Raw genomic sequence first — 10,726 nt, 5'->3', positions numbered from 1 at the left:
CACAACAAACACCCATTGGCAAGGTCGGTGGCACCGCCCTCAGACCAATGCGCAATATGATGAGCCTGAGTCCGAGATGCCGGAGCACCACACTTGATGCAACACCGATCCCGCTCGAACAACGCTCGCCGCTGACCGGCGGTGAACAAGCGTTTCGAGCGTCCCATGTCCAGGGGCACGCGTTCGCCGTCGACGATCGTCATGACCACCACACCGTCACAGCTCGTTTCCAACAAGGTGTTGTGGGTGATCGACCCACCGAACGCCAACTCGGCTCTGTTTGGTGTATCCGCGGGTACCGACAGATTGATCAACGCCGACGGTAGCGCGGTCACCGACCGTTCCCCGGCACCAGCGGCCATGTCAAGGACCATCTCCAACGCATCAGCCCGGCGTCGGGGTGCGTCGCGGGGGTCTTTCGAACCATCCGGTTGCGGGACCGGGGCCGACAGCTTCTCGATCGCCGTCGCCAACTTCTCGCCGACAACAACATCCAGACTCCCCGAGACAGCGACCCGCCCGTCGTCGGTGCGCCCGATATCCAGGGCATTCAGATTGCGGTCTTCCTTCGCTGGACGTCCCCCCTCGGTGTCATCAGCATGATGGTCCCCCAGCTGATGCGCCCGGGCCATCACCTCAGCCGGTTTCGCCCCCGACAACACCTGCGCCAACAGATCACCCTCGAACTCGGCCCAGGCCTCGGCAGTCGGAGCCTCCCCGGCGCGTAACCCGATCTGATTCAGCCCGCGCACGATCGCATCGACATGTTCACCCGAGATCGCGCCGTCAGCAGCATGTTTCAGCGTGCGGTCCAACGCCGCCGAGGTGCCGATCCGCTGCATCCGCGCAGCGACGGCGGGCGCGTACCCCATATCGATCAACAAGGCGATCGGTTTGTGACCATGCCGCTGCGCAACCCCCAGCCGATCCAAATGCCCGGCCCCGGCCGCGGTCAACGCGTCGACGACGTTCCTGATGGTGACCAGTGTCCGCATGTCCATGAACACGTCCGGCCCGGTCGGATCGTCGTCGAAACGACAATCGATGAGTGCGTCGAGAATGGTCTCCAGCTCCCCCTGCATGACTTCGATGGTAGCCATACACACGTTCGAGTCAAGGACGATTTCCCCAGGTCAGTGCGTGGAAATTTCACCACAACTGCGCGGTGAACTACCATTTCCACCCACACCATTAACGCCAGTCACACGTTAGCGGCCATTCTTCCCAGTATTTGGGATAGGTGGCAGGATGTGGACTAGTGTGATTTACATCACATCTCGACTCATGGTCGGGGATGCGCCGCGATCGCGGCTGCCACCTTCTCTCGGATCGCACAGTCGAAGGAGTGGTCGTTGACCATACCGGCGGCCTGCATCAGCGCGAACATCGTCGTCGGGCCGACGAACCGCCAGCCTCGTTTCTTCAGATCCTTCGACAGCGCAACCGATTCCGGGGATGTCGTCATCGATCCGGGCTCATGGTCCGGGGCGGGCGCGTATCGCCAGAAGAATGCCTCGAGCGAGCCCTCGGAGTCGATGAGTTCCTCGGCTCGGCGCGCATTGTTGATCGACGCCTCGATCTTGCCGCGGTGACGCACGATCCCGGCATCACCGAGCAGACGGGTCACGTCGGCATCGGAGAACCGCGCGACAGTGGGGATGTCGAAGCCGCTGAACGCTTTTCGGAAGTTCTCCCGCTTGGTCAGGATGGTCCGCCAGCTCAACCCGGACTGGAATCCCTCGAGGCACACCCGCTCGAACAGCGCGGTGTCGCCCGACAGCGGGAAGCCCCACTCGGTGTCGTGGTAGGTGGTCTCGGGTTCGACTGCCGCCCACACGCATCGCGGCACACCGTCGGTGCCCACAACCACCTCGACCATGACGACACTCCCTATCCGTCTCAACGCGATCCGTACGTACGCACTGCCTGTGTGAGAAGCCGCGTGGCCGAACACACCCCGCAGCCCTGCACGCTACCCATTCGCTCGCGCGCGGGACAGTCGGCAGGTCGACGGCACGCGAATGCGGCGAGGCCCCTCCCACCGGATGTGGGAAGGGGCCTCGCCGTTTCCTGAGGGCTGCTCAGATCGTTGCGGCTCCGATCAGCCGATCACCAGCGCGTCGCCGTCGGCGCCGACGTTGACCGGCACGACGTCGCCGTCGCGGATGTCGCCGGCCAGCAGTGCCCTGGCGAGCTGGTCGCCGATGGCCTGCTGCACCAGGCGCCGCAGCGGGCGGGCGCCGTAGAGCGGGTCGAAGCCACGCTCGGCCAGCCATTCCTTGGCCTTCGGTGTGACCTGCAGTTCCAGTCGGCGCTGCGCGAGACGCTTGCCGAGCTGGTCGAGCTGGATGTCGACGATGGAGACGAGTTCTTCGGGGCTCAGCGCGTCGAAGATCACCACGTCGTCGAGACGGTTGATGAACTCCGGCTTGAACGCGTGGCGCACCGCCGCCATCACCTGGTCCTTGTCACCGCCCGAGCCCAGGTTGGACGTGAGGATGAGGATGGTGTTGCGGAAGTCCACCGTGCGACCCTGGCCGTCGGTGAGCCGTCCCTCGTCGAGCACCTGCAGCAGGATGTCGAAGACGTCCGGGTGGGCCTTCTCGACCTCATCGAACAGCACCACCGTGTACGGACGACGCCGCACCGCCTCGGTCAGCTGACCGCCCTGCTCGTAGCCGACGTAGCCGGGAGGTGCACCGACGAGCCGTGCCACGGCGTGCTTTTCGCCGTACTCGCTCATGTCGATGCGGACCATCGCCCGCTCGTCGTCGAACAGGAACTCCGCCAGTGCCTTGGCCAGCTCGGTCTTGCCGACGCCGGTGGGACCGAGGAACAGGAACGAACCCAGCGGCCGGTTCGGGTCGGCCACACCGGCCCGGGCGCGACGCACGGCGTCGGAGACGGCGACCACCGCGGCCGACTGTCCCACCACGCGGTTGCCGAGTTCTTCTTCCATGCGCAGCAGCTTGGCGGTCTCGCCCTCCAGCATCTTGCCCGCGGGGATGCCGGTCCACGCCGACACGACCTGTGCGACGTCGTCGGGGCCGACCTCCTCCTGCAGCATCACGTCCTGGTCGGGGTCGGTGCCGGTCTTGGCAATCGCGGCCTCGAGGTTCTTCTCCAGCGCCGGGATCTTGCCGTACCGCAGCTCGGCGGCCTTGCCCAGATCGCCGTCACGCTCGGCGCGATCGGCTTCTCCGCGAAGGTTTTCCAGTTCCTCCTTGACGTCGCGGACCGCGTCGATGGCGGTCTTCTCCGACTGCCAGCGGGCCGAGAGCTCGTTGAGCTTCTCCTTCTGGTCGGCCAGTTCCTGACGCAGCTTCTCCAGACGCTGCTTGCTCGCCTCGTCGTGCTCCTTCTCCAGCGCGACCTCTTCGACCTCGAGCCGGCGGACGATGCGCTCGACCTCGTCGATCTCGACGGGGCGCGAGTCGATCTCCATCCGCAGGCGCGACGCGGCCTCGTCGACCAGGTCGATGGCCTTGTCGGGCAGGAAGCGCGAAGTGATGTAGCGATCGGAAAGTGTTGCGGCGGCGACCAGTGCTGAGTCGGTGATGCGCACGCCGTGGTGCACCTCGTACCGTTCCTTCAGCCCGCGCAGGATGCCGATGGCGTCCTCGACGCTGGGCTCACCGACGTACACCTGCTGGAAGCGACGCTCGAGTGCGGCGTCCTTCTCGATGTACTGCCGGTACTCCTCCAGCGTGGTGGCACCGACCAGCCGCAGCTCACCGCGGGCGAGCATCGGCTTGATCATGTTGCCGGCGTCCATCGCGGAATCGCCGGTGGCACCGGCGCCGACGATGGTGTGCAGCTCGTCGATGAAGGTGATGACCTGTCCGGCCGATCCCTTGATCTCGTCGAGGACGGCCTTCAGGCGCTCCTCGAACTCACCGCGGTACTTCGCACCGGCCACCATCGAACCGAGGTCCAGGGAGATGACGGTCTTGCCGCGCAACGATTCAGGGACGTCGCCTTCGATGATGCGCTGGGCCAGTCCCTCGACGATCGCGGTCTTGCCGACGCCGGGTTCACCGATCAGGACCGGGTTGTTCTTGGTCCGTCGGCTCAACACCTGCACCACGCGGCGGATCTCGGCGTCACGGCCGATCACCGGGTCGAGCTTGCCCTCGCGGGCGGCCTTGGTGAGGTCGGTCGAGTACTTCTCGAGTGCCTGGTAGGTCGATTCGGGGTCCTCGGAGGTCACCCGAGCACTGCCGCGCACGGCGACGAACGCCTCCCGCAGGGCCTGCGGGGTGGCTCCGACGTTGTGCAGCAGCTTGGCGACGTCGGAGTCGCCGGTGGCCAGGCCGACGACGAGGTGCTCGGTGGAGACGTACTCGTCGTTCAGTTCGGTGGCCAGTTGCTGGGCGGTCGTGACGGCCGCGATGGCCTCACGGGAGAGCTGGGGCTGGGCGCTCGAGCTGGACACCGTCGGCGCACGATCGACCATCGCCTGGGCCTGCGTGCGAACCGAGACGGGATCGACCCCCACTGCCTTGAGGAGCGGTGCGGCGATGCCGTCGGACTGATCGAGCAGGGCGACCAGGATATGGGCGGGACGTACGTCGGGGTTGCCAGCAGCGGCCGCCGCCTGCACCGCAGCACTCAGCGCCTGCTGGGTCTTGGTGGTGGGGGTGAAGCTGTCCACTTCTGCACCTTTCTCTACGTTCTTAAGTCTCTAACGCTCAAGTATGGCGTTTCGAAGAGTCCAACGCGAGCAAGGTTGAGCGTATTTCGCTCAAGTTCGATATTCTTGGTGATCTGAATCACACTAGCGTCGCCCACCGACACCGCCACCCTGACGAGCCGCTCCCCAACGCCGATAGAGCCGACAAGAAGCGCAGTGGACGAGACGCTGCCCTTCGCTGATCGAGCCGACGAGCAGCGAAGCCGACGAGCCGCTCCCGAACGCCGATTGAGCCGACGACCAGCGCAGCCGACGACACGCCGACCTTCGCTGATCGAGCCGACGAGCAGCGCTTCGGCGAGCCGCTCCCCAACGGTGATTGAGCCGACAAGGAGCGCAGCGACGAGTCGTGTCGAAATCTCCGCCGGCCGAGCTCACACACGCACCACCACAACCACGGGACCTCCCGGCACACCCGGGCAACCCCCAGAGTTCACCATCCGCTTCCTGGCCAACTCCCAGATTAGTGAGTATACTCATTAATGAGTATGCTCATTATCGTTTGATCGGAGTAGCGAGATGGCGAGTCCTCGCAGGGGAGAGCCCGACCCACGCGAGGCGCCGTCGGTGAGCGCTCGCCGTCCTGTCGACCCGTCGCAGCAAAGGAGCACAGATGTACTACAGCAGCGGAAACTACGAGGCCTTCGCCCGCCCACTCAAGCCCCAAGGCGTGGAGAACAAGAGCGCGTGGTTCGTCGGTGCAGGACTGACATCGATGGCGTCGGCCGTCTTCATGATCCGCGACGGCCAGCTACCCGGCAACAAGATCACCATCCTCGAACGACTCGACCTCCCCGGCGGCGCACTCGACGGTATCCGTAAGCCCGACAAGGGATTCGTCATCCGCGGTGGCCGTGAGATGGAAGACCACATGGAGTGTCTGTGGGATCTGTTCCGCACCATCCCCTCACTCGAGGTCGACGGATCGGTGCTCGACGAGTTCTACTGGCTCAACAAGGCCGACCCCAACTACTCGCTGTGCCGCGTTACCGAGAACCAGGGCCAGGATGCCAAGACCAACAACGAGTTCGGTCTCGGTGACACCGCCCAGAAAGAGATGGTCAAGGTCTTCCTCGCCTCCCGGGAGGAGATGGAGGACAAGCGGATCGACGAGGTCTTCGGCGCAGAGTTCCTCCAGAGCAACTTCTGGTTGTACTGGCGCACCATGTTCGCCTTCGAGGAGTGGCACTCCGCGCTCGAGATGAAGCTCTACCTCCACCGGTTCGTCCATCACATCGGAGGCCTTCCGGATCTGTCGGCCCTGAAGTTCACGAAGTACAACCAGTACGAGTCGCTGGTCCTGCCGATGTACCGGTGGCTGCTCGACCAGGGCGTCACCTTCGACTTCTCCACCGAGGTCACCGACATCGACTTCGTGATCGACGGGGATCGCAAGCAGGCCAGCCGTATCCACTGGATCTCCGACGGCGTGGCGGGTGGTGTGGACCTCGGCCCCGACGATCTGGTGCTCACCACCATCGGTTCGCTCACCGAGAACTCCGTCGACGGCGACCACTTCCACCCGGCATCCCTCGACGAAGGTCCCGCCCCCGCCTGGGATCTCTGGCGTCGCATCGCTGCCAAGGATCCGTCCTTCGGCCGCCCCGACGTCTTCGCCGGCGACATCCCGAAGACCAAGTGGGAGTCGGCAACCGTCACCACCATCGGCCCGGAGATCCCCCGCTACATCGAGAAGATCGCCCAGCGAGATCCCTTCGCGGGCAAGGTCGTCACCGGCGACATCGTCACCGCCAAGGATTCGTCGTGGCTGTTGAGCTGGACGGTGAACCGCCAGCCCCACTTCAAGCAGCAGTCGCCGGACGAGATCGTCGTCTGGGTCTATGGCCTGTTCGTGGACACCCCCGGAGACTTCGTCAAGAAGCCGATGCAGGAGTGCACCGGCGAGGAGATCACCCAGGAATGGCTCTACCACATGGGCGTTCCCGTCGAGGACATCCCTGATCTCGCGGCGACCAAGGCCAAGACGGTGCCGGTGATGATGCCGTATGTCACCTCGTTCTTCATGCCGCGCAAGGCCGGTGACCGGCCCGACGTCGTCCCCGAGGGCGCGGTGAACTTCGCCTTCATCGGGCAGTTCGCCGAAACCACCCGCGACACCATCTTCACCACCGAGTACTCGGTCCGCACCGGCATGGAAGCCGCCTACCGACTCCTCGGCGTCGATCGCGGTGTCCCGGAGGTCTTCAACTCGACCTACGACCTGCGCTTCCTGCTCAAGGCCACCTCACGCCTGCGCGACGGCGAGGAGGTCGAACTCCCCGGGCCCAAGTTCATCGGCAACCGGATCATCTCCAAGCTCGACCACACCCAGATCGGTAAGCTCCTCACCGATTTCGGGCTGGTTCCCGAGGTCGGCGACACCGTCAGGCGCGACCGCGCCGACGACGCGATCTCCTGATCCTACCGGTCCGGCCGTCGCCGGTCATCTCTTCGGTCCGCCACCCATGAACCCGAAGAGATGTCCGGCGACCTTGCGGATCTGGATCTCCTCGGCGCCCTCGGTGATCCGGTACCGGCGGTGATGTCGGTAGATGTGCTCGAACGGCAGATGCCGGCTGTAGCCCATCCCGCCGTGGATCTGCATGGCGCGATCGGCGGCCTCGCAGACCAGCCGGTTGGCGCGATAGTTCGACATCGACACCCGGTCCGACACGGCCATGTGTTCGGCGTGGTCGAGTCGGGCCGCGGTGTCACGGATCAGCAGCCGCAGCATGGTCGCCTCGGTGTGCAGTTCCACCAGCGGCCACTGGATGGCCTGCCGGGTGGCCAGCGGCTGCCCGAAGGTGACGCGTTCGCGGGCGTATGCGGCGGACCGGTCGATACAGTGTTGCGCCGCACCGAGACTCGATGCGGCCTGCCGGACCCGGTTCTCGTGGACGAAGGTCTGCGCCACCTCCAGGCCGCGCCCTTCCTCGCCGAGGATCGCCGAATCGGGCACGCGCACATCACGAAGACTCACATCGGCGTGGTCGGTGGGCATGTTCAGGGTCCAGCGGAAGCCGTCGACGGAGAAGCCCGGTGCGGTGGCGGGCACGATGAAGGCGGTGATACCGCGCGCATGCCCCGGCTCACCCGACGTGCGGGCGAAGATCAGGTCGTGTGTGGCGATGTGCATCCCGGTGTTCCACCGTTTCTCGCCGTTGAGAATCCAGTCGTCACCGTCGCGGGTCGCGGTGGTCTCCATCCAGGTGGCATCCGACCCGTGATCGGGTTCGGTGAGGCCGAAGGCCAGGCCACGCTCGCCGGTGATCTGGTGCTCGGTGAACTCCTGCTTCTGCTCGTCGGTCCCGAACTTCCACACCAGGTGCAGGCTCGGGAAGTTGCCGACCACCGACGACTCGTCCTGCAGGTCGTTGTGCAAACCGAGCCCTCGGTGGGCGAGATACTCACGGATCACCGACATCTCGTGGCTGGTGGCGTCATGGCCACCGAGTTCGGCCGGTAGATCACGCCGCAGGAAGCCCGCACGGTCGGCACGGCGTCGCATCTCCATCAGCAGTTCATGCCACTCCTCCCGGGGCGTCCCACCCGCCTCGAAATCAGTGCGTGCCCACTCGCGGCGATGATCGAAGAACCTCTCGTTGTCGTCCTGTGCCTGTAGCGGCACGATCTCGCGTTCGATGAACGCGTCGAGATCATCGAGCAACTGGTGCGGTTCCGCCGGGATGCCGGTGTCCATCCGAATCTCCTCCATGAACGATCGTTCAGGCCACGCTAGCGTGATCGTCGACGCCGAATGTGCGAATTCCGCAAACAGGCGCACCACCGACGGTGTTAGCGTTGCCGACATGACCGACGGAATGAACGATCGATCAGGGAAGGAGGGGTGGTGACGACGTCGACGAAGGCCACGTCCCGGCGCCCGGAGCAGACCCCGGAGCAGACCCCGGACCACCCGTCGCGGAGTTCGGTGATCCACGACTCCGACGACCCCATCGCCGTGGCCGTTCTCGACGCCGCCCTGGCCACCATGGCCGCCAAGGGCTATCACGGCACCTCGGTCCGCGACATCGCCACCGCCGCCGGAGTGGCATCGGGCTCCATCTACACCCACTTCGGGTCCAAACACGATCTGCTGGCGCTGATCATGAACCGCGGGATGGACGGACTGATCGCCCACACCGAGGACGCCCTCTTCCACGCCGGTACCGACCCCGCCGATCGCCTCCGCGCCATCGTCGGCGCGCATGTCCGGGTCCACGTCTCCGGCCTGCGGGAAAGCCTGCTGGGCAACTCCGAACTGCGCAGCCTCGAGCCCGCAGCCCGTGAGCTGATCGTCAGCAAGCGAGACACCCAGCGTCGCATGTTCGATCGCGTGATCGTCGACGGGGCCGAGCGTGGTGTCTTCCGCGCCGCCGATCCCATCGCCGCCTCACGGTTCATCGTCACCGCGTGCACGGCCGTGGCCACCTGGTATCACCCCGACGGCGCGATGAGTCCGGACGAGATCGTCGAATCCCACCAGCGCATCGCCCTCGACACGGTCGGCCACCACGATCCGTCGGCCACCCCCTGAACGCACCGGAGACCGCTGATGACGCACACCGCAACCGATCCCGACCTCGCCGACGTGCTGGCCGCCCGCGTCGGCACGGCACTCGGCGCCCCGTGCACCGTCACCGGGCTGCAACGGGTGACCGCCGGCGCGAGTCGCGCGACCTGGGCATTCGACGCCGCCACCGCCGACGGCCGACGGCATGCACTGATCCTGCGCCACGACCCCTCGGTCAGTGATCCGTCCGGGGACGAGCCCGACGAGATGGCCAGGGAGGCAGCAGCACTCACCGAGGCACGGCGGTCCGGGGTGACGGTACCCGAGGTACTCACCGAGAACAGCGAGACCACCGGTCCGCTCGCCGGCTCCTACCTGGTCATGGCGCGGGTCGAGGGTGAGGCACTGCCGCAACGGCTGCTGCGCGACGACGCATACGCCGCGATCCGCCCCCGACTGCCCTATCTGATGGGCCGCGAACTCGCGCGGATTCACCTGATGGAACCGTCGGCGTTCACCGATGCCGGTGCCGGCGTAAATCTCTCGTTCGACGATCCGCTGGAGGAGATCTACGGTCGGTACGTCACCACCATGACGCCACGGCCGATCCTCGACGCGGCATTCCGCCGGCTGGCGGCCACCCGGCCGTCGACCGACCGGATCACCGTGGTGCACGGCGACTTCCGCAACGGCAACCTGCTGATCTCACCCGACGGCATCGAGGCCGTCCTCGACTGGGAACTGGTCCATCTCGGCGACCCGATGGAAGACCTCGGTTGGTTGTGTTGCCGCACCTGGCGATTCGGCGCCCCCGATCCGGTCGGCGGTTTCGGTTCCCGAGACGAACTCTTCCGCGGCTACACCGACGAGAGCGGGGTGACCCCGAATCCGGACACCGTCGCGTGGTGGGAGCTCTTCGCGACCGTCCGCTGGGCGGTGATCTGTCAGATGCAGGCCGATCGCGGTGACGGGCCTGGCACCGACAACAGCATGGAACTGCTCGCCATCGGACGTCGGATCGCCGAGTGTGAGCACGACCTGCTCGAACTCCTCGGATGGCAGCCGTATGTACTCCACCTCGACGACCCCACCGGATCGTTTCCCGACCTGTTCGACGTCCCGACGTCGGCCGACCTGATCTCGGCGGTCCGGGACTTCCTCCGCACCACCGCATCCGACGCCGACCCGACCGTCGCCTACCGCACCAAGGTCGCCGGACACATCCTCGGCATCTGCGCGCGTGAAGCGGAGTTGGGTGACACCCTGCGGGCGCAGCATCGGGAGTTGTTGCACCGTCACGGATATCGGGACGATGCCGAGCTGGCCCTACAGATCCGCGCCGATGCCGCCGATGCCGCCGACCCGGCGATCCGCGAGGTGATCACCCACGCGATCGCCGCCCGGTTGGCGGTGGCGAATCCGCGCCACCACCGGTCCCCACCCCGCGCCCCCACCGATCCGGGTGGGGCCACTCGCACACGTCGTCGGTGATCGCACCCGCGAAGTCGGCCGACAGAGGT

Annotated in this window: 7 protein-coding genes; 3 read left to right on the top strand and 4 right to left on the bottom strand. The window is 65.9% G+C overall.

Features of this window, described 5'->3' with window-relative positions:
* The 3 genes from GD1_RS17580 to clpB form a co-directional block, all read right to left on the bottom strand.
* Positions 1-1,082 (bottom strand): HNH endonuclease signature motif containing protein (locus tag GD1_RS17580; RefSeq protein WP_169798199.1); only part of this gene is annotated, 1,082 nt, incomplete at its 3' end.
* 200 nt (positions 1,083-1,282) lie between these two features.
* Positions 1,283-1,879 (bottom strand): DNA-3-methyladenine glycosylase I, encoded by a 597-nt coding sequence (locus tag GD1_RS17575; protein ID WP_059038577.1) that lies wholly within the window; start codon positions 1,877-1,879, stop codon positions 1,283-1,285.
* A gap of 222 nt (positions 1,880-2,101) precedes the next feature.
* Complete coding sequence (clpB, locus tag GD1_RS17570; protein WP_059038575.1) at positions 2,102-4,654, bottom strand: ATP-dependent chaperone ClpB; 2,553 nt, start codon at positions 4,652-4,654, stop codon at positions 2,102-2,104.
* Positions 4,655-5,306: 652 nt separating this feature from the next.
* Here clpB and GD1_RS17565 point away from each other — a divergent pair.
* Entirely contained in the window at positions 5,307-7,112 is a 1,806-nt protein-coding gene (locus GD1_RS17565) for an oleate hydratase (protein ID WP_059038573.1), read from the top strand.
* 24 nt (positions 7,113-7,136) lie between these two features.
* Here the strand turns inward: GD1_RS17565 and GD1_RS17560 are convergent, their stop codons facing one another.
* Positions 7,137-8,393, bottom strand: coding sequence for an acyl-CoA dehydrogenase family protein (locus GD1_RS17560; protein ID WP_059038571.1), 1,257 nt, complete (start codon positions 8,391-8,393; stop codon positions 7,137-7,139).
* Positions 8,394-8,543: 150 nt separating this feature from the next.
* Here GD1_RS17560 and GD1_RS17555 point away from each other — a divergent pair, with 150 nt between their 5' ends.
* Entirely contained in the window at positions 8,544-9,230 is a 687-nt protein-coding gene (locus GD1_RS17555; protein ID WP_244882861.1) for a TetR/AcrR family transcriptional regulator, read from the top strand.
* 18 nt (positions 9,231-9,248) lie between these two features.
* Positions 9,249-10,697 carry a phosphotransferase gene (locus GD1_RS17550; protein WP_083534336.1) on the top strand — a complete coding sequence of 483 codons (1,449 nt, stop codon included), beginning with the start codon at positions 9,249-9,251 and terminating at the stop codon, positions 10,695-10,697.
* Positions 10,698-10,726: the final 29 nt, after the last annotated feature.

The sequence above is a fragment of the Gordonia desulfuricans NBRC 100010 genome (assembly GCF_001485495.1).
In the GTDB taxonomy this organism is placed as follows: domain Bacteria; phylum Actinomycetota; class Actinomycetes; order Mycobacteriales; family Mycobacteriaceae; genus Gordonia; species Gordonia desulfuricans.
The sequence above is the reverse complement of the archived record's forward strand: the minus strand, read 5'-3'. Positions and strand labels throughout refer to the sequence as shown.

Coding starts and splice junctions, on each gene's coding strand:
- GD1_RS17575 (WP_059038577.1), bottom strand. CDS start 1,879: ATGGTCGAGGTGGTTGTGGGCACCGACGGTGTGCCGCGATGCGTGTGG.
- GD1_RS17565 (WP_059038573.1), top strand. CDS start 5,307: ATGTACTACAGCAGCGGAAACTACGAGGCCTTCGCCCGCCCACTCAAG.
- GD1_RS17560 (WP_059038571.1), bottom strand. CDS start 8,393: ATGGACACCGGCATCCCGGCGGAACCGCACCAGTTGCTCGATGATCTC.
- GD1_RS17550 (WP_083534336.1), top strand. CDS start 9,249: ATGACGCACACCGCAACCGATCCCGACCTCGCCGACGTGCTGGCCGCC.